Genomic DNA, 23,257 nt, shown 5'->3' on the forward strand with positions numbered 1-23,257 from the left:
ATCAGGCAATTACTGCTTCCTCATCTTCCAGTTTAACCGAAACGAGCTTGGATACTCCGCCCTCTTCCATTGTAACACCGTACAGCACATCTGCCTCTTCCATCGTACCCTTACGATGCGTAACAACGATAAACTGTGTCTGTTCGGAGAATTCACGCAAGTACTGGGCAAAACGTACCACGTTAGCTTCGTCCAGCGCTGCCTCAACTTCATCCAGCACGCAGAATGGTACCGGTTTGACATGCAGAATAGCAAATAATAAAGCCATTGCCGTCAAAGCCCGCTCCCCACCGGATAACAGTTGCAGGTTTTGCAGTTTCTTGCCTGGTGGCTGAGCCACGATATCTATTCCCGTTTCAAGCAAGCGCTCCGGGTCCATCAGAACAAGGTCAGCACGTCCCCCGCCAAACAACTTGCTAAACACGGTACCGAACTCACGGCGGATGGCATCAAACGTGATCTTGAATCGCTTCGCCATCTCGTCTTCCATTTCCCGAATAACCTGATACAACGTTGTTTTAGCTTCAACCAGGTCATTCTTCTGTTCACTAAGGAACTCGTATCGCTCATTGACTCGCTGGAACTCCTCAATCGCTCCCAGGTTCACATCACCCAGGGCGGATATACTGCGCTTCAGCTTCTGTACCTCTGCCTGTGTATGCTCCACGTCTTCCGGCACAGGATAACGCTCTTTGGCCAGTTCATAGCCCAGTTCGTATTCATCCGTCAGCTTTCGCAGTATATTTTCCAGCTCAACATCCAGCCGGTTCACGGAAATTTCCGTCTGTCGCATCTGCTCTTCCACAGCTTTTAACTGCGTGCGCTGTTCCTTCGTTTCGCTCTCTGCAAGCTCAAGCTTTTTCGACAACTCACTTCGGGCAGCACGTTTGAAGTCCAGCTCCTGGGAAGCTTCCGCTTTTTTCAGTTTGTACTGGTTCAGATCTTCAATCTGCTTAACACTCTCGTTCTGTGTTTTCTTGAGATCTGCTTCCATCGAAGCCAGCAACGTGCGATTCTGACGAAGATCTTTCACCAGCGACTCAACTTCCCGCTCCAGACGTCGCAATTGTTCCCCATTGGAGAATCGCTCCTGATCAAGCTTGCCTTCGCGCACTTTCAATTCGGTGAGTTGGCTCTGCAATTCTTCCTTCGCGGATTCATTGGCTTTCCGAGCAAACTCAGCTGCATGAATGGCACGATGAGTCGCTTTTTCTTCCTCTTCAAGCTGCTCCAGCTTCTTCACAGCGACGATGCGAGCTGTATCCAGCTCTTTGATCTCTTCGGTAAAGCCACTCTTCTCCTGCCCGGCAACGGCAACCTGTTCAAGCACATGGCGAAGCTCATGCTCTACCTGTTTCATTTCCATCGAAGCCTGCTGTTCTGCATTTCGGGTGTCATCACCGGACTGACGAAGTTCATCCAGTTTGTCCTGACACTGTTCCAGTTGGACTTTTACATCATCCACACTGCGATGCAGTTTCACGATTTGATTTTCCGTATCCAAAATATCCTGGTCGAGCTGGTCCAGCTGCCGTTTCCGGCTGAGCAGACTCACATTTTTCTTGTGCTGGCTACCACCTGTCATGGAACCACCCGCATTGACCACGTCACCTTCAAGCGTCACAACCCTGAAACGATACTGACAGCGAGCCGCAATTTTATTGGCGACCTCCAACGTTTCGGCAATAATAACATTACCGAGCAAGCTGCCAATGATTGAAGCATATTTGGATTCGAATTGTACAAGATCAGCACCGATCCCCACAAAACCCTCCATACCTTCAATCATAGAACGTTCAGCCGCTCCAATGGCACGAGGACGAATGACATCCAGAGGCAGGAACGTTGCACGCCCCAACTGGCGTTGCTTCAGAAAAGCAATTGCCTGTCTGGAAACTGATTCATTTTCCATGACCACATGCTGCAAGGATGCTCCCATTGCTGTTTCTACCGCAAGTTCGATCTTCTCGGGAACTTTTACGAGTTCAGCCACAGCTCCATGAACACCGCTCAGCGTACCTTTACGTGAAGCCTTGAGGACCTCCTTGACACCCAGCATGAATCCGTCAAAATCATCCTGCATCTCTTTCATCGTATCGCGGCGGGAAACTTGAGCTTCACGCTTCTGTTCCCATTTACGGACCGTACCCCGACTTTCTTCAAGTAGCTTCTGCAGCGACTGGAGTCGTTCACTTTCCGTAATGTATCCACCACGTAGATCACTGATTTCTTTGCCCAAACGAACAACTTTTTTCTCAATGTCCGTTTTGCGACTCTCCAGTGTCTCTTTCTGCTCTTCCCATTTGCCTGATTCTTCAGCCGCGCGATTCATTCTGCGCTCCAGCGTTTCTTTCTGCTGATCCACATAACGAATTTCATTGCGTGTCTGAGCCATCTGATTCATCAGTTCCAGCAAATTGCCTTTGAGGCTTTCCTCTTGCTGCTGACTAATGCCACCTGTGACACCGATGAGTTTGGCTTCTTCTTGAGACAACTGATTTCTCACATCATTCAGTTCATGCTCAAGCTTGCCAAACTTCTCACGCAGTGCAAGCAGCTCGGTTTCCCGTTCGCGATGTCTCTCTTCACTGGCGGCAAGCGTTACTTTGAGCTGCTCCTGATTTGTTTGCAGATGGTGCGAGCGCTCCTTGAGCAATTCTCCAAGTCCTTCACTTTTCTCTGTCGCTTCACTGAATTGCAATAAAGCGGCTTGCAGTTGCTCTGTCTCTGTTTCCAGGATACGCAGCGCATTCCGATCATTTTCCAGCTTGGCATCATGCGTAGAGACAATCGCCGCCAGTCCAACCTCTTCCTGTTTTAGCGATTGCAGGCGCTCATTTGCCTTACTCCAGGACGCATGAATCTGTTCGATCTGGTACACATACATGGAAATTTCCTGCGATTTGAGCTGAGAACGAAGTTCCTTATAGTGGATCGCTTTCTCCGATTGTTCCTTTAGCGGGCCAATCTGATCTTCCAGTTCAGTCACCAGATCATGAATACGCAGCAAATTTTGCTCTGTCTCATCCAGTTTGCGCGTCGCATCCCGCTTGCGGGATTTATATTTAACGATACCTGAAGCTTCTTCAAAGATACCTCTGCGATCCTCTGAACGGGTACTCAGAATCTCTTCGATTCGCCCCTGTCCAATAATCGAGTAGGCCTCCTTACCGATGCCGGTATCCATAAACAACTCCGTGATATCCTTCAAACGACAAGATTGTTTGTTAATAAAATATTCACTATCTCCGCTGCGATGTACACGACGAGTCACCGTCACCTCACCAAAATCCAATGCAAGTGCGTGATCTTCGTTATCAAGTGTTAGCGACACCTCACCGAAATTAACGGCTTTCCGTGCGTCACTGCCTGCAAAGATGATATCTTCCATCTTGCCACCACGCAGCGACTTGGCACTTTGTTCCCCCAGAACCCAGCGAATTCCGTCCGATATATTACTCTTTCCACTTCCGTTCGGACCTACAACAGCCGTAATGCCACGAACGAACTCCATCTCCGTTTTGTCGGCGAATGACTTGAATCCACCCAATTCAATCCGTTTTAAAAACATAGGGTTTCTCGTCACCTCCTCTTGCAAATTTCAAGTATTGCATTCCAGCGCCTAACTAAATTGAACTAAAATAAAATTCAACTTATTTAGTTAACGATCAGGCTAACTCCCCCTGAACCTCTTTACAAAAAAAAGAGCAAAAAGCAGTCCGGCCGATTACTTCCGCCGGGGCGGACCCGCGGGCTGCTCTTTGCTCTTCGTTTGTCTATGCGCTATCGGTTAAGCTCCGGCTTCCGGAAGCTTCAGTCGATCAAGTGCTGCAGATGCAGCCTGTTGTTCCGCTTCCTTTTTGGAACGTCCTGTACCTCTGCCAAGCCTTTCTTGACCCATATGGACCTCCGAGACAAACTCACGTTCATGGGCAGGTCCCCGTTCCTCAACGATACGGTATTCCAAAGCTCCCATATTGTGATGCTGAGTAAGTTCCTGCAGTTCCGTTTTGTAATCACTCATTTGCAGCTTGCTGCCCAATACGATTAATGGGAAGACATGCTGATCAAGAAATGTCCGAACAGGCGCAAGCCCCTGATCCAGATACAATGCACCAATGAAAGATTCAAACACATCTGCCAGCAGAGCCGGCCGTGTCCGTCCTCCAGTTAGTTCCTCACCTTTACCAAGAAGTACATACTGCCCAAAACCCAACGCTTCAGCAAATTTGACGAGGGAAGGCTCACAGACAATGGATGCCCGCAGCTTAGTTAATTCACCTTCCGGACGGTTAGGATACAAATGATACAAGTACTCCGATACAGTCAGTTCCAGCACGGCATCGCCCAGAAATTCCAGACGCTCGTTGTCCTGATGCTGACTGAACCGGTGTTCGTTTACATAAGAAGCATGGGTAAACGCTTGTTTTAAAAGCTGCCTGTTGTCAAATTTGATTTGAAGTTTATGTTGTAACTGCTTCAGATCTTCACTCAAACGAACTAGCCCCTTATGCTTCAAATTTTTTGAGAATAATGGTGGCATTGTGACCGCCGAATCCAAATGAATTGGACATGGCAATATTAACTTTGGTTTGACGTGGAACATTTGGTACATAATCCAGATCACATTCCGGGTCCTGATTTTCCAGGTTAATCGTTGGAGCCAGTGTCTGATGTGTCAGTGACAATCCGCAGATAACCGCTTCTACACCACCAGCAGCACCAAGCATGTGGCCCGTCATGGATTTAGTGGAACTCACAGCGAGCTTGTACGCATGATCACCAAATGCCTTTTTGATCGCAAGCGTTTCGGATCTGTCGCCTACAGGCGTCGAAGTTCCGTGTGCATTAATGTAGTCCACTTCTTCAGGCTCAATGCCCGCATTACGAAGTGCCATCTTCATGCAACGTGCTGCTCCGTCCGGATCTGGTTCTGTCATGTGATGTGCATCACCTGTCAGACCGTAACCGATCACTTCACCATAAATGCGTGCACCACGTTTTTGAGCATGCTCTAGGGATTCCAGAATCATAACACCAGCGCCTTCGCCCATAACAAAACCATCACGTTCTGTATCAAAAGGACGGCTTGACTTCGCAGGATCATCATTACGTGTAGACATTGCGCGCATCGCACAGAACCCTGCAAGACCCGTTGGTCTGATTGTTGCTTCTGCACCACCACAGATCATGGCATCTGCATCACCATTGGCAATCAGCTTGAAGGAATCTCCGATGGAGTGTGTACCTGTTGCACAAGCGGTAACAACGTTAATGTTAGGACCTTTGGCACCAAGAGAAATGGACATTTGGCCTGAAGCCATGTTGGAGATCATCATGGGAATAAAGAATGGGCTTACCCGTTTTGGACCTTTTTGCAACAATGCATTATGTTGGTCCTCCCACGTACCCAATCCACCAATACCTGATCCGATGGATACACCGAAACGCTCTGCATCAATATTCTCGTTAATTTTCAGACCACTGTCTTCAACAGCTTTGAAGCCGGCTGCCACAGCGAACTGTACAAAACGGTCCATTTTGCGAGCATCCTTGCGATCCATATATTCTTCCGGGTTGAAATCCTTGATCTCGGCTGCAATCTGTGTCGTGTATTCACTAACATCAAACGCCTCAATCTGAGAAATTCCGGACTTTCCTGCCATTAAACTGCCCCAGAACGTTTCCAAATCTTTTCCGAGCGATGTCATTACGCCCATTCCGGTAATTACTACTCTTTGTTTCAAACCGAGTCACCTCTATATCGACTGCATTACGCAAGTATTTTGTGGGAATATCCGCAAACAGACATCTACTCAACCAAGATAGGCCTGTTTAAGTAGAGCAGCTTGCGGAATGAGAAAAACCAATGAATGATGAGAAGTCCCGCCTGTTCGAAAACATGTGCGGGACTAAAAATGACTTTAGGTATGAGATTGTATGTAGTTTACAACTTCACCTACGGTCGTGATTTTTTCTGCATCTTCATCAGAGATTTCCAAATCAAATTCATCTTCCAATTCCATGACCAATTCCACTACATCCAAAGAATCAGCACCCAAATCTTCTTTGAAAGATGCTTCAAGTGTAACTTCAGCTTCGTCTGCGCCCAAGCGGTCGACGACGATGCGTTTTACACGCTCCAATACATCGGACATCCGGTTCACCTCCTTCTTTGGTATTATACGAGAATCGCAGGCAAAATGCCATAGAAGACATATGCGGCTCCCGGCCGGGGAACCCGGCCTTTTTCCGGCATTTCGGATCGTCCAGCGCCTGTTCCCCGACTATTGTTCAAGTCCGGGAAGAATTACATGTACATGCCACCATCGACATGCAGCGTCTGCCCTGTCATATAAGATGAAGCCTGTGAAGCCAGGAAAGTGACTACACCGGCGATTTCATCCGGCTGACCCAAACGGGACAACGGAATACCACTTAGCATACCGTCCACCAGCTCCTGGGACAACTCTTTTGTCATATCTGTCTCAATGAATCCTGGTGCAACACAGTTAACTGTGATTCCACGAGAAGCCAGTTCACGAGCAGATGCCTTTGTCAGGCCAATGACACCTGCCTTGGCAGCAACATAGTTCGCTTGTCCAGCATTACCGAGCACACCTACAACCGAGGAGATATTGATAATTCTTCCCGACCGTTGTTTCATCATTGGACGTGTAACCGCCTTAAGGCAGTTAAACACACCTTTGAGATTGGTTTCAATAACCTGATCGAATTCTTCCTCTTTCATACGCATGATCAGATTATCACGGGTAATTCCAGCATTGTTCACCAGAATATCAACGTTGCCCCATGCTTCGAGTGTAGCTTTGACCATTTGTTCAGCTTCATCCATCAGGCCAACATTGGCTTGAAGTGTAATCGCCTTGACTCCTTTGGCACGAATCGCTTCCGCCACTTCCTCAGCTGCCGCTTGGCTACCCGCATAATTCACGGCTACGTTCGCTCCAGCTTCTGCAAGTGCCAGTGCAATACTGCGCCCAATGCCCCGGGATGCCCCGGTAACGAGTGCATTTTTACCTTCTAATGGTTTAGACATAATCATTCCTCCTTTCCCCAAATCTAATCCCTGCTAATCACTTCAACGCAATTGCCGTTGCTTCGAGCGTTTCAAGACTGTTCACATTGTACAGTTTTACGGTTTTATCTGTTTTTTTAATCAAACCAGTCAATACACTGCCAGATCCAATCTCGATGAACGTATCCACGCCTTGCTCAATAAGCCATGTCACACTGTCTTCCCATAATACAGGAGAATAGACCTGAGCTGTCAACAAATCCTGAACCTGTCCATCCTCTGCAGGTCTTGCAGTCACATTAGCGACTACAGGGACCGATGCCGGTGAGAACGTAACGGTTTTCAGTTTCTCTGCTAGCTTCTCAGCCGCACCCTTCATCAATGAAGAGTGGAACGGACCACTTACTTCCAATGCAATGGCGCGTTTACCTCCTGCTTCTTTCACTCGTTCCGCAACAGCAGCTACGCCTTCCTTCACACCAGAAATGACGATTTGTCCCGGACAATTAATGTTGGCAAGTTCAACCGCATGACCACTTTCAGATACGTCACGGCAAAGCACCCCCAGCGCTTCCCGATCCGCACCCAACACAGCAGCCATCGCTCCTTGTCCACCCGGTACTGCCTGTTCCATATACTGACCACGTGCCCGCACAGTGCTCACTGCGTCAGCAAACGAAAGAACGCCCGCTGCCACCAGTGCACTATATTCTCCCAGACTGTGTCCAGCCGTATAGTCAGGCTGAATTCCTTTTTCTTTGAAAGCTTCTAGCAAGGCAATACTTGCTGTCAACAGAGCCGGTTGTGTATTTGATGTCTGTTTCAACTCGGTCTCCGGTCCTTCAAATACAAGGTTACTCAGCGAGAAACCCAATGTTTCATCTGCTGTGCGAAAAATTTCAGTTGCCGCAGGCACGGACTCATACGCGTCCTTGGCCATGCCTACAGCCTGTGATCCCTGTCCGGGAAATACAAATGCTATTTTACCCATCTCATTCATCTCCCAGATGTCTATTTTACCAAACGAGTACCGATGCACCCCATGTCAAACCGCCACCGAATCCAACCATCAGAACGGTATCTCCGGCTTTCATGCGACCTTCCTCCGCTGCTTCTACCAGAGCAAGCGGTATGGAAGCAGCAGATGTGTTTGCATACTTATCCACGTTGACTACAACCTTTTCTTCAGGAAGTTCAAGTCGTTGCATCGCAGATTGGATAATCCGAATATTCGCTTGGTGAGGAACAAACAGATCCACATCCGTACGCTCCATACCAGCCTTACGTAATACCTCAATGGTAGCCGTCCCCATGACACGTACCGCAAACTTAAACACTTCACGACCGTTCATGTTGATGTAATGTTTTTTATTTTCAACGGTCTCTGCAGTAGCAGGCAGACGGGAACCGCCGCCTTCCATCTGAAGAAGACTACCGCCAGCACCTTCAGCACCGAGATCGAACGCTTTGAATCCGCGACCTTCCGGAACTTCACCAACAACTACCGCGCCTGCTCCATCACCAAAGAGGACACATGTGTTACGGTCTGTATAATCCGTAATACGAGACAAGCAGTCCGCACCAATGACAAGTGCATTGTTGTACATACCGCTTTGGATGAAGCTCGTAGCACTAGCCAAACCGTATACAAATCCGGAACAAGCAGCCGACAGATCAAATGCCGCGGCACCTTTTGCACCCAATTTGTCCTGCAAGATGCAGGCTGTCGATGGGAACGAAGAATCCGGAGTAATGGTTGCAACAATAATCAGATCAAGATCACTGCCTGTCATGCCTGCAGATTCAAGGGCTTTAATAGCCGCCTCATATGCCAGATCAGAAGTTGCCTGATCGGGTGCAGCGATGTGACGCTCTTTGATTCCTGTACGACTGACGATCCACTCGTCATTGGTATCGACCATTTTCTCCAGATCGCTATTTGTCAAAATTTTCTCAGGCACATATTTCCCTGTACCAATAATCCCTACTGGGCGCAAATTATTCATATCGTCACTCACTTCCCGCTAATTTCCTTAGATATGCTCTCTACCAGCTGATTCTGCACTGCAATCCGAGCTTGGCGCACAGCATTTTTGATGGCATTGCCATCAGCAGATCCATGACTTTTCACAACCAGTCTGCTCAAACCGAGGAGTGGCGCTCCGCCATGCTCCGTATAATCCAGCTTTCGTTTCAACCCACGCAGCTCAGGCATTAGTACAGCTGCAGCCAGTTTACTTTTGAGAGAAGATGAAAATTGTTCCTTAAGCAAGGCGAAAATGGCACCTGCTGTGCCTTCCAGCGACTTCAGCAGGATATTCCCTGCAAAACCGTCACATACAAGCACATCACAAGCACCAGTCAGCACATCACGTGCCTCAACATTACCGACAAAACGAATTGGGAGTTGTTCCAGTAAAGGGTATGCATGTTTGGTCAACTCATTTCCTTTGCCTGGCTCTGTTCCTACATTGAGCAAGCCCACTCGTGGGGACTCAATGCCCTGTACTTTTTGCCGATACAAACTGCCCATCAAGCCATATTGTGCAAGGTGCTCCGGTTTGGCATCCATATTCGCTCCTAGATCCAGCGCAAGCACACCTACATCATCAATCGTTGGAATCATAGGCGCAAGCGCCGGACGTTCAATGCCTTCCATGCGACCTACAACAAGCAAACCCGCTGTCATGAGCGCTCCAGTATTGCCCGCCGAGATCATCGCGTCCGCTTCGCCCTCTTTCAGCATGCGGCCTGCGACCACCATGGAGGCATCCTTCTTGCGACGCACTGCTTTGACGGGTTCATCATCCGAACCAATAACTTCGGAAGCATGCCGGACCGTAAGATTGGCAGGTCTAACACCTGACTGACTCAAAAGAGGTTCCAGCTTGGCTTCATCGCCGATCAGGACGATCTGTGTATCCGCCCATTCCGTGGCTGCGGCAATCGCACCTTCTACCGTTGATGCAGGTGCATTGTCGCCTCCCATGGCATCAATGACGATTTTCATTCCAAATGACCTCCTTCTCCGCTGTCTTCTCCACCTGAATGGTAGATTACAAAGTTGCCTTGAAACACCATTTCTTCACCTACATAAGTGAATACTTCCACTTTGGCTTTGCCCTTTTGACCCGGAATCGATCTCACATAAGCCTTTGCAATACATTTCTCTCCCAAATGAACCGAACGGACAAAGCGAATGTCTGCTGATGCAGTCAACGCGATCTCGTCATTAATAATCGCTACAGCCAAGGAGTTGGCCTGTGCAAAGACATAGTGTCCGCGTGCAATCCCTGTTCTGGAAAACACGTGTTCTTCCTTAATCTCAAACAGGGAAATCCCGCTCTTATCCAGTTGCAGATCCACAATATCACCGATAATCTCATGCAAGGGCAACGAGCGTACCTGATCATACGAGAGCTCTGCCATCAGTTTCATCCGCTCCCGAAGTTCGGGTATTCCAAGTTCCAGCCTGTCAAGACGAATCGTCTGAATACTCACCTTCAATTGGCGTGTAAGTTCCTGATCCGTCACAAACGGGTTCTCTTCTATCATTCTGGTTAACTGCTGTTGCCTCTGTCTCTTCGGTACACGTTCGATGCCTGACACCCCCCGCTGTATCGTTTACGGAACCGTCCCGTCCGGCCAGTTCAACCATTCTTTCGTGTTGCTTCTATAGTTGCATCCCTGGTCACCAGGGTCGTTCTCAAACGGATTATGGTTCATCTATATGTAACGTCAAATCTTAGAACCTGGTACTAAACTATAGTATATCTCATCCAGTGTCAAAAAGAAAGACTGGCCTAACAAAAACAATTCACCCTTCTGGTGCAAAGATTTCATGCTAGTTAGCTCACTCTACCTACACTCTCTAATCCAAAAAAAGTAGCACCTCATCGAAATGAAGTGCTACTTAATGTCCAACTATTATTGAGAGATGATCTCTCTTGCTTTGTACGTTCCGCACACTTTGCACACGTGGTGACTAAGTTTAAGTTCGCCACATTGTTCACATTTCACCATGCCCGGTACAGCCAATTTAAAGTGAGTGCGACGTTTGTCGCGACGCGTCTTGGACGTTCTCCGTTGAGGTACTGCCATTATTCCCACCTCCTTATCAAAATCAACCTTTGCAGGTAGTCTTAAAATGTTCGATTTTCAATCATGCTCATTTAAAAAAATCCTTGAGCCCTGCAAGCCGCGGATCAATAACCTCGTTATCACAACCGCAGTCACCTTCGTTCAGCTCATGGCCACACTTGGGGCATAACCCTTTGCATGTATCGCTACATAGCGGTATAAACGGAAGATCCAGCAGAAAAGCTTCCTCGGCATAACCCTTCAGATCAACGCTATCTCCATCCACATAGAGCGTATCATCGTCTTCGTGTAATCCCTCTGGCTGTTTTCCCTGCTTGAATTGCTCATGAAAATCAATATGAAAATGTTCATTGATTGGCTTAAGACAACGGGAGCACAACATGTCCACTCCTACAGTCAGCTTGCCATGAACATCCACAACGTCACCTTCTCTGAATTCTGCAGATAAGTCCGCAGTCAGCGGGGTAACGGCTGTGATATCTTGTCGGTTAGAAACCAGTTCCTTGATCTCCCACTGTTCGTTAAACTTCAGGGGACCATCACTGGTAGCCACTTTGCGAAATGGCATTAACATTTCCATCACTCCAAACGAAACCAATTTCATAATTCGTATCAAACGTATCACGACAGTTATACAGGTCAAGCCTGCTTTTGTAAAGCAATAAATCCTGACTGTATGTATTCTGACGAATCTTCGTTAAAAGTATTATGAAATTGACTTAACAAACAAAAATCATTATACCGATTTTTCAAGACGTTTGTCAACACTTTTAACTTTACACCCTATTTTAAAACCAATGGCCCAGAACCGTTTACTCCATCTGGTCTATTATAGACTCACTTTAAGATAAACTACAAGTCGTCATTTTAATTGTAGTTCCTTGCAAATAGCGGTCACATTTCGTTAACGTTTAGTGTGATCTATGTCACACAGACCCGCTTGCTCCCTATCTATACTTGCTATAAACCGAAGCATGATCAGCTCCATGACCGATTTATTATCCAACTATTTCATATTATATCGGGAGGGAAAATGTATGTTAAGCGAGCACACCATTAGAGTCATTAAATCTACAGTACCTGTACTTGAAGTCCACGGCGAAGCGATCACACGCCATTTCTATGAAACGATGTTCACAGCTCATCCGGAACTACTGAATATTTTCAATCACGCAAATCAGAAACAGGGACGACAGCAAGCCGCCCTCGCCAATATGGTATACACCGCTGCCCTGCATATCGATAATCTGTCCTCCATCCTGCCTGCCGTCCGGCAAGTTGCACATAAACATCGCAGCCTGGGTATCGTTCCCGAGCAATATGTGATTGTTGGCACCTATCTGCTTCAAGCCATCAAAGATGTACTTGGAGACGCGGCAACGTATGAAATTATCACGGCGTGGGGCGAAGCCTATAATGTCATTGCAGACGCCTTTATCGGGATTGAACAGGATATGTATACGGAAGCGGAAAACCAAACGGGTGGCTGGGAAGGGTTCCGTACCTTCAAGGTTGCCAAGAAAGTGCAGGAAAGTGAAATCATCACGTCCTTTTACCTCGTTCCAGACGATGGCCAGCCCATTGCCAGTTATGAACCGGGACAATACATCAGTATCAAAATCAAACCCGAGGCACAGTCATTTACCCAGATTCGTCAGTATAGCCTTTCAGATACCCCGGGTAAACCCCACTATCGCATTTCCGTTAAGCGTGAGCGAGGTGTATTAGAGCGTCCTGACGGAGTTATCTCAACGTATCTCCACGATCACATTGAAGAAGGTAGTCTGGTGGAGCTATCTGCTCCTGCTGGGGACTTCACGCTGATTGCAGACGATAAGCGGCCTGTTGTTCTCCTGAGTGGTGGTGTCGGTCTAACGCCCATGATCAGTATGTTAAATACGCTGGTTAACTTGAATGAAAATCGAACCATTACATTTTTGCACGCAAGTCCCAATGGTCAATCTCACGCGTTCCGTGATTATGTGGACAGTCTGGCCAAACGTAATCAGGGCGTTAAAGCTTATTATTGTTATACTCAACCTGAGGATGCTGATCGTGAAAATGAGTATTTTCATAAGGAAGGTTATATAGATGCGATCTGGCTTCGTCAAGTGATCGATGAACTGGATTCCACGTATTATCTGTGTGGACCGGTTTCGTTCATGCGGGCAGTGTATACGGAACTTCAGGCACTCGGTGTTGCGGCGGACAACATTCATTATGAATTTTTCGGGCCCAAAGCAAGTTTATCTCCCACGCCGGAAAGTGTCTAAGCGTGCTGAGATTGTGAGATGTGATTAACCTAACTTCTTCCTACATGTATAAGTGTATAGGTAAGTGTACTACTACGATGATTTATTAAGATGAAGAAGCCGTTCTCCGATTATCGAAAATGTGTAATATACAATAGATTTACAGGCACAGTCTGACTTCTGCTGATGTTGGAATTGTGCCTTTTTCTTGTCTAAATTGGTGCATGATTTGATCTAATACATGACATCCCCTATGATGGAATGGATGTTATACATACTCGGTTATCCAATCGAAAGGAGTACGTCTAATCATGAATGCCGTAGGCGTCATAGTTGAATATAACCCCTTGCACAATGGGCATGTCTATCATTTGCAGGAAGCACGGCGGCTAAGCGGAGCAGACGCCGTTGTCGCAGTTATGAGCGGCCCTTTTCTCCAGCGTGGCGAGCCCGCCATCGTGGGTAAAAGGGCACGCACCGAGATGGCGCTGCACGCAGGCGCGGATCTCGTGCTTGAACTGCCGGTTGCGTACGCGGTCCAACCGGCCGAGTGGTTTGCCTTCGGTGCGGTCTCGCTGCTGCACCGCACCGGCGTTGTGGACTCGCTCTGCTTTGGCAGCGAGTCCGGCGACCTGGACAGCCTGCAGCGCATTGCGCGCGTGCTGGCTGTGGAGCCCGCAGGGATGCGCGAGGACATCGCGCGCCGCCTGCGGGAAGGCGCCAGCTACCCCGCCGCGTACGCAGGCGCGGCGGCGGCGCTGGCGCCCGGCGGCGTCGATGTTCACGACGCCGCTGCACTGCTGGAGCAGCCCAACAATTCGCTTGGGCTGCACTACCTGATCGCGCTGCAACGACTTGGCAGCGCGATCCAGCCCTTTACGGCGGCGCGTACCGGTGCCGCGTATCATGAGGCGACGCCCGGGCCGGGGGCGATCGCCAGTGCCACAGCCGTCCGCCGCCTGCTGATGGCGGACGGCCCCAACGCCGCCGCGCCATACGTGCCGGCGGCAACCCTTGCCATTCTGCATCGCGAATGGCAAGAAGGGCGCGCTCCCATACACTGGGAGCGCTTTGCACAGCCGCTGTTGCACCTCGCGGCCACCCGACGCGCCTCCGAGCTGGAACGCATCGCCGAAGTCACGGAAGGCCTGGAATACAGGCTGAGCCGTACACTCGCTCAGCTCCCGGAGCCTTCAGTCGAAGCACTCCTGAATGCACTGAAGACCAAACGATACACACGCACCAAACTCCAGCGTATGCTCGCCCACTTGCTCCTGAATCACACCAAAGCCGAGTGTTCACCAGAGCAATTGGCTGCCGGACCCGGATATCTCCGAGTCCTCGGATTTAATGCTCAAGGGCAGAGCCTGCTTAAACAAATGAAGAAAACCGCGTCACTGCCTGTTGTGCTGAAACCATCGACGTTCACACACAATCAGCTGGAACTGGATATACAAGCTCAGGTTGCGTATGGGCTCGCTTGCGAGCACAGGGACACACGTAGGATGTTCAGTGACTACTATGAGTCGCCTGTGAGACTGTAATCCGCTTTTGACCATAAGGCTTCATCTCTATGGAGCTTTTTATTCCATCATCAAACAGATCATTGATATCCACTGTTCCACACTCAACTATACAATTAAAAAATCCCCTTGTTGCGCGCCTCTCAGGCACCTCGCAACAAGGGGATTTCCTTATTCACTTCTCTTATTCACTTCTCTTATTCACTTCTCTTGTTCTCTTAAATCTTTTTCTCTTAAATCTTTTGGGTATCTCTACCCCTTTGGGTCTAGTGAGTCTGTTGATCTTCTCAAATCTCTTGATCACATTTCATTCCACTGTAATCAATTATTCCGATTTTATCCGTTCTTTATCCATCCGGTTCAACGTTGGCTCGATATCTTCCCGCCCGTTTAAATCCTATGATTTCACGGACAAGGTTTTCAAATAAGCCAGTGCATCATCCACCGTGCTCACAGGCACAAGTTTCATTTTGGTGCCGATCTGTTCAGCCTTGGCTGCTGCTTCCTTATAGTTATCTTTAGGTACAAAGAAGATCTCCGCTTCTTTTCGATCAGCGGCTACAATCTTGTGTACTACACCACCAATGGCACCCACCACACCCTCCTTGGTAATGGTACCTGTACCCGCAATTCGATGCCCCTTGGTCAGATCTCCAGGTGTTAACTGGTTATAGATCTCCAACGTAAACATCAAGCCGGCAGACGGACCACCAACCTGAGTATCGGTAAAGGATATCTGTTTGTCTGGCTCTTCAGCTTTCACCTTCTGAACCGTACCAATCATTACTCCGAGTCCCGGGCGGGTTTCACCTGTTTTATTGTCTTTTACCTGAATCAGTTTCACATCCCGGCTAATGGTCTCTCCACCACGTTCCAGTTGCATTTCAACCGTATCTCCGACCTTTTTATCTTTTAACTCGGCAGAAAGCACCGTATTATCCGGCGTAGCTGTTCCGTTCACTCCCAGAATGATATCTCCCGGAGCAATGTCTCCTTCCGGTTTTGGATCTTCAGACAGTCCAAATACAAAGATATGTTCAGGTACAATAGAGTAAGTCACACCAGCCTGCTCATATGCAGCCTCCATTGCGGAGGATTGTGAGTCACTCATGAACCACACCTGTTCGGCAGAGTATTCCGCTTCGCTTTTGCCGCGCAGTCGGTCTTCCTTTTTATCCACTTGAGCATTTTTATTGAACAGAGAGGTTCCTAGCAAAAACACATTGGCATATGTTGCCGACACGGTTGTCATCATGAACACACCGTGTTCTTCCTGGTCTCCGCCCTTAACGGTTACCATTGGTTTTACTTCATCTGCACTGCCAGGCATATATATGATATACGGCGTTGGCATGTACACGGCAACATAGACGACCAGAGCCACCACGATCACAAAGATCGAAGCTCTGAATCCGCCAGATTTCCGAATCCGATTCATCGCATGAGCCTCCGTTCTTTGTATCTCTATATAAGCTGAACTCTACACTAATCAGCAATCGTAATTCCATCTTGTTTAATCATTTTTTTCAAGTCTAACACTCTGGTCCTTGTGCATACAATGGTACAGGCCGGATAGGCCGCTGTATACAATAGCCTGTCCGGTCAAGGCCGAACCGCCCTTCGGGCGTCATTCGGCCGTCCATAACGATTCAGATGCCGAATAGGCGTTATCTGATATGAGGTGAAACGATGACATTACAGAGCGAGGTTAGAGAATCTGGCCCGTTACGAACGATAATCCTAAGTACCGGCGCTTTAATGTTGGTCATTGCAGTAGTTGCTTCCCCCAAAGAAGCGTTTGACGCCTCTATTCAAGGTCTGGATATATGGTGGAAAATCATCTTCCCTGCCATGCTCCCGTTCCTCATGTTATCCCAAATGCTCACTGCGTTTGGCTTCACCCACGCGATCGGCGCCTTGCTTGGACCGTTAATGCAACGCTGGTTCAGACTCCCAGGCAACGCAGGTCTGGCGATTGCCGTTGGCATGTGCGGCGGATTCCCCGCAGGAGCAGATGCGGTATCCCGTTTATTTCAGGATAGACAAATTACCGCCAAGCAGGCGGTTGTCCTTGCGGCGGCATCTCATTTTGCCAATCCAATGATGATCATACTGGTCGTTGGTGCTGCTTTTCTCCACCAGCCAGCGGCCGGATATTTTCTACTCGTGGTCCACTGGATCAGCGGCTGGATTGCTGCCATTCTTGCCACACGTCTCCTGCCAGCACCGGGTAAACAGAAAGACAGGGTTGGCTCGACAGCCTTACAAGCAGATAAGAACTCTCTTGATTCTCAGCCTGCAAGTCCTGCAAGTTCCACAAGTCGCTCATCTGCCCCCCACCATGCTACGAACAAACGACGCAGTATATGGTCTGATATGATGATTGCAGCCAAAGAAGCCCATAGTCGTGATGGAAGAGGATTTGGCAAACTGTTAGGTGACACTGTATCCCAAGCTGTGCAGACCTTAATGATGACTGGAGGATACATGATCGGTTTTGCCGTATTTATCCGGCTGGTCTCCCTTTATCTGACCCCCGGGTCCTCTGCTGCGCTGTGGCCAGCTTTCTTTGAGATTCACCTAGGCACCTATCATTTGAGCCAGACTTCATTAACACCCATGCTGCTCATGTCTCTACTTGCAGCCGTTCTGGGATGGGGTGGTTTATGCTCCCATCTGCAAGTCTCTGCTGTCTTGAAAACAACTGGTCCGGGCAGCAAATCGATGTTGTACTTTGCCGGAGTTCGTCTGACTCATGGATTAATCGCCTTTTTCATCAGTCTGTTCCTATGGATGCCGTTCACCCGTTATAGCACAGAAGTCTGGACCACATTACAGACGAATGCAGAGCAGGACCTCTCGGCACCATTCGGTTGGCTACTCATACATAGTCCAGGTAACACATACACGATCAACACCATTTGGAGCGTCTTCCCTGCTGCATGCATGGGACTTGCGTTACTTCTTGCAGTCATGGTTAGTCTATCAGGTCTTACCTTCTGGTTTAACCGCCGGTTTTCTCGCTGATTTTCTGACGGAGCGCAGCTTCCACTTCAGGTGAGACAAGATCTGTAACATCTCCATGATAATGAGCGATTTCTTTGACGATGCTGGAACTTAAATAGGAATACTTCGGATTTGTCATCATAAATATCGTTTCCGCATCCGGGTTCAACTTGCTGTTGGTCGATGCCAATTGCAACTCGTATTCAAAATCAGTTACCGAGCGTATACCACGAACGATGACCTGAGCTTCCTTTTGCCGGACGTAATTGGCTGTCAGATCGCGGAAACTATCCACCTCCACATTGGGTAGATGGCGGGTTACTTCCGTAATCAATTCCTTGCGTTCCTCCACCGTAAACAGCGGATTTTTGCTCATATTGTTCAACACAGCCACAATGACGCGATCAAATTGCTTCGACGCTCTGGCGATAATATCCAGATGCCCCATCGTTACGGGATCAAAACTTCCAGGATATACGGCGATCCGTTCCTGTCGATGTATCATTTCAGTCATGAGGAGCCTCCTCTTCCGGTGTAATGGATTCTCCATCTTCAACTGCTTCTGGCGCATAATAATAGATGGATACTGCCGTCTCCCCATACAAAGCCTTGCGCGTTTGTTCAAACGGGCCGAATTGCTCAGGGTAATCATGTTTGGATTCATATTCAAGCACGATGGTTGCTTCGGGTTCCAAAAGTTCCAGTTCGTGCATGGTCAGCATTAACTCGTGCCCGTTCTTCATGCGATATGGCGGGTCGAGAAACACCAGATCAAACGTTGTGCCTCGCTTGGCGAGTGCCTTCAATGCTCGACCTGCATCATTACGATATACGGCCGCCTGGTCTTCCAGCTTGGTTGCCTTCAGATTCATGCGGATGACTTCAATACTTTTCGATTCCAAATCAACAAAAACAGCCTTGTCCATGCCGCGGCTCAGCGCCTCAATACCGAGACCTCCACTGCCTGCAAACAGATCCAATGCTGTGCCGCCCTCAAAATAAGGACCAACCATGCTAAATAACGCTTCCTTCACCTTGTCGGTGGTTGGCCGCGTACCCGTGCCAGGAACAGCCTTCAGCGGCCTGCCTTTTGCACTCCCAGATACCACTCTCACTTGACGAGTCACCTTTTCTCTATGTAAGTTTATTGATACGACTATCGTACCACATTCGGGTTCGGTTTGAAAAATGTGCGGTCTTCATTTCCCTTGGAAAATTGTTGACGAATTATTGACGCATATGTATAAAAAGGAAACAATCGGGCGATTCTATAATTATCGACATCACAAGTGTCGTAGACAACCGCGGAGAAGACTTACGTTTCCCCATAAGCTCTTCGTCCGGTTTCTCCTCTCCCATGAAAAAGAAGCTCTCGAAAGAGGGCTTCTTTTTGTTGTCTAAATCCTTATTTATCAAGGTTTTTATCTATACCTAACGATTGATGTCATTACTCAATCCGTTATTGGGTGCGAATTGGGTGCGTTTTTTTTCTTATCGAGCATTCGAAATACTTGGAATCCTTCGAGACCTGTTGATTGGCGTAGCGTCTTAATGATCTCGAACACCCAATCTTGAAAATCTTCGGCCTCTGACTTATTGCTTCGGAAAATTAATCTATAGATACCAGGTTCGTTTACAACGAGAACATCTTGCAGACCACCAGGGGTAGCTAGTTTACATACACCCTTTTGACTACCAGGTAGCCCTTTACTTTTTGACCTTGTGTTTCCGTTAATTGCTTGAGCGGCGTTTCTGATGCCCAGTGCTTTAGTAACATCAGTAGCAACTGCCCACCACTCACCAGGTATTTCCTCAACGAATCGAATCTCATGACCGAGCCAACTTTCAATGCGAGTGTTCATTTACCAACACCTCTGGTTCAGAAGTCTGTGGTTCTTCGTGCTTGATCTCAATCGTGATTCCGAGTGCACCACACACCCGATTGATTGAATCATCGACGGTATACTTTAAAAGTAGGTCGTCTAATAAGCGCTGTTTAACCTTAATGCTTTTAATCCAAGTGCATTAGCAACACCAGCAAACACAGCCCACCAATCGCCAGGGTATTTCTCTACAAACCTGATGTCACATCCAGCCGATGACCTTATTACTATGACTCCCATCTTCGACATGGGGGGTGCTTTGAAAGTACCTCCTCCGGTTGTTTTCTTTTTCTTGCAATTGTTATTTTCTTTGGAGGAGTGGGTTCATACCCGTCAATCTGACGGTCATCACCTATTCGATACTATCCGTTTAAGTGGATAATATCTTTTTCGTCGGTTCTTCCATTCTCCACCATGTGATTTCAAATCACATATCTTGCGCCTTACTCTTCCTTCTAGTTTTTATGGACTGTTTACTGCGCCAATCAATTTCTCTAGCTGTCAATCTGACAGATGTAGAATTTTTACATACTCATAAAGTGAGTACAAGTCGGCGGGGTTACTACAAGTAAGGTCGGGGGTAACAGATACTAACAGGAGATAGATACGAGGGGACTCATCATCCGATCAGGATGATATGAAATTCTGCCAGACTCAAAATACGAGTACGTTGTTCTTATAATACTTATATATACACTATACATCCTGACCGTTTAACGGACAGAAATAAGGACCTTCGTTTAATGAAGATCCTTATTATTTAGTTCCATCAATTTGATATTCTTATTTGTTATTCTTTTTTAATGTAGCACCAGGGACAAAGTCCCCGTTACACCAGCGCACGAAATGATCGGCGTGAAGTAGATATGTTTTCTCTGTAGACGGCTTTAACCCCGCACTCTTCACTTCCTGTGTGTAAGTGTCCAATAGCTCGTTTAGATGCTTCATCAACTCCGGACTCACTTTCATATTTATTCCCCTTATATAATGATTAAGAATTCTCGATCACTTTAGAAATGTATTCGTCCCAATACTCTTCATCTCCAACCACATCAAAAAGCCAGTTGTACATCATCAAAATCTCCAACTCCTGCTTTTTGCCTCGAATGAAGGACTTCTTAGGCAACCTTCTATACAATTCATTTAGATTGAAAAGATTACTCTTTTGCTTGTAGTCATACTCGTAATTCCTCCAAGAATCATTACTTTTTTTTCTATGTGTTGCTGGCCACAACTTCTCTTCTTCATAAAATTTAATCACCCAGTCGTAAGTAAACTTCCATAAGTTCACTTGATGCTTTCTCGATGTCTCTTCCAGCCAATTATTTATCTCTTCATTAATATAAGGAACTTTAACTCCATTTCTTTCCTGACTTTTGATCCCATGATGCTCTTTGATATAAATGAATAACATCTCAGTATGATCTCTTAAATAAGGATGCTTTTTACTCAAGAAAGTGTAACACTCGTAGGAAACACTCCGGAATTCAGCATCAGAATTATAGATCAGAAATAGCTCTTGTTTTTTCAGAAAATTATTAATAGCATGATTTAGCATTTTACCATGATTATCGAACAGTTGAACGAGCCACTCAGCCGTTTCAGAATCAAGCTGTGCTAGCTGCCCCCGGTACTTCTCAAGCTTCTCAGACTGGAGATATGTTTTTTCATCTGATGCACTTTCAGTAAGATAATTGTTGAAATACTCAAACACATAATTACACAGATACTCGTATTTTCTGCCTTCGCCTGGTAATTAAATTCATTAAGACCGTCCTCTTTCTTTCTCTTAGCTATGTAATCTACTATGCTTAGCAAGGCAACCTCCTCCTTCTAAAACATTACCTTCGCTCTATTAACGAGAATCCCCTTCCTAACACAAAAAGATATCAGGAATCTTTGCCTCTTCCGTTTTCCTTTTAACAATTTTCTGTCCTTGACTTCCGTTTTAATACTCCTTTCCATCACACCCTAACTTGGTGCATTATTTGAAGAAACACGCTCAAAAAGCCCCAGATTTGGCCTGAGGCTAAAAGAAGCGGAAGAAAAATAAAATTTTAAAATCTGAACGGATTTCGGGCTCGCGAGCACCCGTAGTCAGTTTTCATCTCTCAGAGGGACCCAAACTCCTAATCTGGCTTGTCTTTGTTTCTCCACTCTTCCATTCGTTCCTGGTACTCATCAATCGACGGTTTAAACCAGAACGGCCTTGTCCCAACCATAACGTCAGGCTCTGGGAACATCTTGTTCTTGCGGACATGATGCATATTCTTAGGGTCTGCACCAATCTGTTCCGCTACCTCTTTACTTCCAAGGAGAGGAGGGTACTTTTTCCAACGTATGATCTTTCTCGACTCTTCCAACTCTTCGACCAGTGCTGCGATCCGCTCTCCGACCTCTCCTCCCAGTTGGTCCGCCAGATCTCGGTACTGATTCAAGGTCAATGCTCATTCCTCCTTAAATTTTCCTGTTTAATAGCCTGTCATAAATATACGGCAATGCCGTTTTTTTTTACAAGAGCATTTAGAAAAACAAAAAAACAGGTTTATCACCTGTTCTCATTTCACGCGAATTTTATAGTCTTTTAGTGAAGTACAATTCACTATATGGATATTCAAACTTCTTTTTCAACTGATCCTTCACAAAAGATATTGTAACATCTCTGTTTTCTGTGTTATAACTTACAGCTTCTCCGACACCAAAGACATTGTGCTTAATTTCATAATCTCCATTTAAGAGCATCTCTTCTATCGAGATTTCATTAAACTTGTGCTCTTCAGTTCGATTATTTTCCTCATCCCACACCAGTAGATTCGATTTTTTTCTCACTGGAGGAGCAGATTTTATTGTTCTTATTGCCTCAAGTATAATTGCAGTATCCGGACTTATTTCTTTTTTCTCAGGGAGTGTCGCAGGCTGAATATTCAGCAAACTTATTAAAGAATGTGTATCATCATCTTTCATACGATACGTTTCCTTTATAGCCTCTGTTAAACGAGCCACCACTGCGTTTACATTATCAATCCGTAGAGCACGATCATATTCAATATCTCGCAGTGCTGATGTATCAAAGACTCTCGGGGTTGCATCATCTTTAATTAATACAACAGGTAAATTAAATGCTTGTCTTATCCCCAGCTCGTACATAACGTTTGGATTTTTCGAGCTTAGATCACATAGAACCATGTCTGCTTTCACAATTTGATCTAGTATATCCAAGATAATTGTGTTTGTGTGCTTGGTGTCATCCGCTCTCGATGGTTTGAATCCAGCAGCAGCACAAGCTGGTTTTATTATGTAGTCATAAACCCTATTAAAGTGCCCTGAATCGTACCCATCTGCATTCGAAATAGGCATTACAATGAAACAAGTTTTTAGTTCTTCTTTTTTGGCTTCTTGCTCTTGTTTTTCTACTTGATCTTTAACATTGGTAGTCAATCCAATTCCTCCCTA

22 protein-coding genes are annotated in these 23,257 nt (G+C 46.9%); 3 read left to right on the forward strand and 19 right to left on the reverse strand.

Features of this window, described 5'->3' with window-relative positions; all coding sequences use genetic code 11:
- Window position 1: 1 nt before the first annotated feature.
- The 11 genes from smc to MHI01_RS07580 form a co-directional block, all read right to left on the reverse strand.
- On the reverse strand, window positions 2-3,571 hold the full coding sequence (gene smc / locus MHI01_RS07530; RefSeq protein ID WP_340982850.1) for a chromosome segregation protein SMC: 3,570 nt from the start codon (window positions 3,569-3,571) through the stop codon (window positions 2-4).
- A 219-nt stretch (window positions 3,572-3,790) separates the two neighbouring features.
- Window positions 3,791-4,495: a ribonuclease III gene (gene rnc, locus MHI01_RS07535; protein ID WP_036670338.1), complete on the reverse strand. Its 705-nt coding sequence runs from the start codon at window positions 4,493-4,495 to the stop codon at window positions 3,791-3,793.
- 13 nt (window positions 4,496-4,508) lie between these two features.
- Window positions 4,509-5,747, reverse strand: coding sequence for a beta-ketoacyl-ACP synthase II (gene fabF / locus MHI01_RS07540; RefSeq protein ID WP_036609459.1), 1,239 nt, complete (start codon window positions 5,745-5,747; stop codon window positions 4,509-4,511).
- A gap of 177 nt (window positions 5,748-5,924) precedes the next feature.
- The gene (gene acpP, locus MHI01_RS07545; RefSeq protein WP_024630176.1) at window positions 5,925-6,158 is read right to left on the reverse strand and encodes an acyl carrier protein; all 234 of its coding nucleotides are present in this window, start codon (window positions 6,156-6,158) and stop codon (window positions 5,925-5,927) included.
- 152 nt (window positions 6,159-6,310) lie between these two features.
- Window positions 6,311-7,060, reverse strand: coding sequence for a 3-oxoacyl-[acyl-carrier-protein] reductase (gene fabG, locus MHI01_RS07550; protein ID WP_017689228.1), 750 nt, complete (start codon window positions 7,058-7,060; stop codon window positions 6,311-6,313).
- 37 nt (window positions 7,061-7,097) lie between these two features.
- On the reverse strand, window positions 7,098-8,030 hold the full coding sequence (gene fabD / locus MHI01_RS07555; protein ID WP_340390094.1) for an ACP S-malonyltransferase: 933 nt from the start codon (window positions 8,028-8,030) through the stop codon (window positions 7,098-7,100).
- Window positions 8,031-8,055: 25 nt separating this feature from the next.
- Window positions 8,056-9,045, reverse strand: a complete 990-nt coding sequence (locus MHI01_RS07560; protein WP_036610885.1) for a beta-ketoacyl-ACP synthase III — start codon at window positions 9,043-9,045, stop codon at window positions 8,056-8,058.
- Window positions 9,046-9,053: 8 nt separating this feature from the next.
- Complete coding sequence (gene plsX / locus MHI01_RS07565) at window positions 9,054-10,049, reverse strand: phosphate acyltransferase PlsX (RefSeq protein WP_017689231.1); 996 nt, start codon at window positions 10,047-10,049, stop codon at window positions 9,054-9,056.
- Window positions 10,046-10,594, reverse strand: a complete 549-nt coding sequence (fapR, locus tag MHI01_RS07570; RefSeq protein ID WP_047842457.1) for a transcription factor FapR — start codon at window positions 10,592-10,594, stop codon at window positions 10,046-10,048. Before fapR ends, plsX begins: the two co-directional genes overlap by 4 nt.
- 372 nt (window positions 10,595-10,966) lie before the next feature.
- Window positions 10,967-11,140 (reverse strand): 50S ribosomal protein L32, encoded by a 174-nt coding sequence (gene rpmF, locus MHI01_RS07575; protein ID WP_017689233.1) that lies wholly within the window; start codon window positions 11,138-11,140, stop codon window positions 10,967-10,969.
- A 67-nt stretch (window positions 11,141-11,207) separates the two neighbouring features.
- A complete protein-coding gene (locus MHI01_RS07580) occupies window positions 11,208-11,714 on the reverse strand; it encodes a YceD family protein (protein ID WP_036609465.1) in 507 nt (168 codons plus the stop codon).
- Between the two features lie 463 nt (window positions 11,715-12,177).
- Between MHI01_RS07580 and hmpA the strand changes: the two genes are divergently transcribed.
- On the forward strand, window positions 12,178-13,413 hold the full coding sequence (gene hmpA / locus MHI01_RS07585; RefSeq protein WP_340982851.1) for an NO-inducible flavohemoprotein: 1,236 nt from the start codon (window positions 12,178-12,180) through the stop codon (window positions 13,411-13,413).
- A 290-nt stretch (window positions 13,414-13,703) separates the two neighbouring features.
- On the forward strand, window positions 13,704-14,936 hold the full coding sequence (locus MHI01_RS07590) for a nucleotidyltransferase (RefSeq protein WP_340982852.1): 1,233 nt from the start codon (window positions 13,704-13,706) through the stop codon (window positions 14,934-14,936).
- A gap of 376 nt (window positions 14,937-15,312) precedes the next feature.
- Here the strand turns inward: MHI01_RS07590 and MHI01_RS07595 are convergent, their stop codons facing one another.
- A complete protein-coding gene (locus tag MHI01_RS07595; RefSeq protein WP_101313434.1) occupies window positions 15,313-16,353 on the reverse strand; it encodes a SepM family pheromone-processing serine protease in 1,041 nt (346 codons plus the stop codon).
- A gap of 251 nt (window positions 16,354-16,604) precedes the next feature.
- Here MHI01_RS07595 and MHI01_RS07600 point away from each other — a divergent pair, with 251 nt between their 5' ends.
- Window positions 16,605-17,942: a nucleoside recognition domain-containing protein gene (locus MHI01_RS07600; RefSeq protein ID WP_340982853.1), complete on the forward strand. Its 1,338-nt coding sequence runs from the start codon at window positions 16,605-16,607 to the stop codon at window positions 17,940-17,942.
- Here the strand turns inward: MHI01_RS07600 and coaD are convergent.
- From coaD to MHI01_RS07635, 7 genes are all read right to left on the reverse strand, one after another.
- Window positions 17,920-18,426, reverse strand: coding sequence for a pantetheine-phosphate adenylyltransferase (gene coaD / locus MHI01_RS07605; protein ID WP_085981453.1), 507 nt, complete (start codon window positions 18,424-18,426; stop codon window positions 17,920-17,922). The genes MHI01_RS07600 and coaD overlap by 23 nt on opposite strands.
- Before the next feature lies 1 nt (window position 18,427).
- Complete coding sequence (gene rsmD / locus MHI01_RS07610; protein WP_036609474.1) at window positions 18,428-19,036, reverse strand: 16S rRNA (guanine(966)-N(2))-methyltransferase RsmD; 609 nt, start codon at window positions 19,034-19,036, stop codon at window positions 18,428-18,430.
- Window positions 19,037-19,372: 336 nt separating this feature from the next.
- A complete protein-coding gene (locus tag MHI01_RS07615; protein ID WP_051449693.1) occupies window positions 19,373-19,783 on the reverse strand; it encodes a BRO-N domain-containing protein in 411 nt (136 codons plus the stop codon).
- 804 nt (window positions 19,784-20,587) lie between these two features.
- A complete protein-coding gene (locus MHI01_RS07620) occupies window positions 20,588-20,773 on the reverse strand; it encodes a hypothetical protein (RefSeq protein WP_036670329.1) in 186 nt (61 codons plus the stop codon).
- Window positions 20,774-20,795: 22 nt separating this feature from the next.
- Entirely contained in the window at window positions 20,796-21,518 is a 723-nt protein-coding gene (locus MHI01_RS07625) for a hypothetical protein (RefSeq protein ID WP_340982854.1), read from the reverse strand.
- 415 nt (window positions 21,519-21,933) lie between these two features.
- A complete protein-coding gene (locus MHI01_RS07630) occupies window positions 21,934-22,248 on the reverse strand; it encodes a hypothetical protein (RefSeq protein ID WP_036670326.1) in 315 nt (104 codons plus the stop codon).
- Between the two features lie 130 nt (window positions 22,249-22,378).
- Window positions 22,379-23,242 carry a hypothetical protein gene (locus MHI01_RS07635; protein WP_051449692.1) on the reverse strand — a complete coding sequence of 288 codons (864 nt, stop codon included), beginning with the start codon at window positions 23,240-23,242 and terminating at the stop codon, window positions 22,379-22,381.
- Window positions 23,243-23,257 lie beyond the last annotated feature (15 nt).

The sequence above is a fragment of the Paenibacillus sp. FSL M7-0656 genome, from assembly GCF_038003225.1.
Taxonomy (GTDB): Bacteria; Bacillota; Bacilli; order Paenibacillales; family Paenibacillaceae; genus Paenibacillus; species Paenibacillus amylolyticus.

Excerpts from the sequence above, each read along its gene's own strand:
- smc (WP_340982850.1), bottom strand. The coding sequence starts at position 3,571 with ATGTTTTTAAAACGGATTGAATTGGGTGGATTCAAGTCATTCGCCGAC.
- acpP (WP_024630176.1), bottom strand. The coding sequence starts at position 6,158 with ATGTCCGATGTATTGGAGCGTGTAAAACGCATCGTCGTCGACCGCTTG.
- fabG (WP_017689228.1), bottom strand. The coding sequence starts at position 7,060 with ATGTCTAAACCATTAGAAGGTAAAAATGCACTCGTTACCGGGGCATCC.
- fabD (WP_340390094.1), bottom strand. The coding sequence starts at position 8,030 with ATGGGTAAAATAGCATTTGTATTTCCCGGACAGGGATCACAGGCTGTA.
- MHI01_RS07560 (WP_036610885.1), bottom strand. The coding sequence starts at position 9,045 with ATGAATAATTTGCGCCCAGTAGGGATTATTGGTACAGGGAAATATGTG.
- plsX (WP_017689231.1), bottom strand. The coding sequence starts at position 10,049 with ATGAAAATCGTCATTGATGCCATGGGAGGCGACAATGCACCTGCATCA.
- fapR (WP_047842457.1), bottom strand. The coding sequence starts at position 10,594 with ATGATAGAAGAGAACCCGTTTGTGACGGATCAGGAACTTACACGCCAA.
- rpmF (WP_017689233.1), bottom strand. The coding sequence starts at position 11,140 with ATGGCAGTACCTCAACGGAGAACGTCCAAGACGCGTCGCGACAAACGT.
- MHI01_RS07580 (WP_036609465.1), bottom strand. The coding sequence starts at position 11,714 with ATGTTAATGCCATTTCGCAAAGTGGCTACCAGTGATGGTCCCCTGAAG.
- hmpA (WP_340982851.1), top strand. The coding sequence starts at position 12,178 with ATGTTAAGCGAGCACACCATTAGAGTCATTAAATCTACAGTACCTGTA.
- MHI01_RS07590 (WP_340982852.1), top strand. The coding sequence starts at position 13,704 with ATGAATGCCGTAGGCGTCATAGTTGAATATAACCCCTTGCACAATGGG.
- MHI01_RS07595 (WP_101313434.1), bottom strand. The coding sequence starts at position 16,353 with ATGAATCGGATTCGGAAATCTGGCGGATTCAGAGCTTCGATCTTTGTG.
- MHI01_RS07600 (WP_340982853.1), top strand. The coding sequence starts at position 16,605 with ATGACATTACAGAGCGAGGTTAGAGAATCTGGCCCGTTACGAACGATA.
- coaD (WP_085981453.1), bottom strand. The coding sequence starts at position 18,426 with ATGATACATCGACAGGAACGGATCGCCGTATATCCTGGAAGTTTTGAT.
- MHI01_RS07615 (WP_051449693.1), bottom strand. The coding sequence starts at position 19,783 with ATGAACACTCGCATTGAAAGTTGGCTCGGTCATGAGATTCGATTCGTT.
- MHI01_RS07620 (WP_036670329.1), bottom strand. The coding sequence starts at position 20,773 with ATGAAAGTGAGTCCGGAGTTGATGAAGCATCTAAACGAGCTATTGGAC.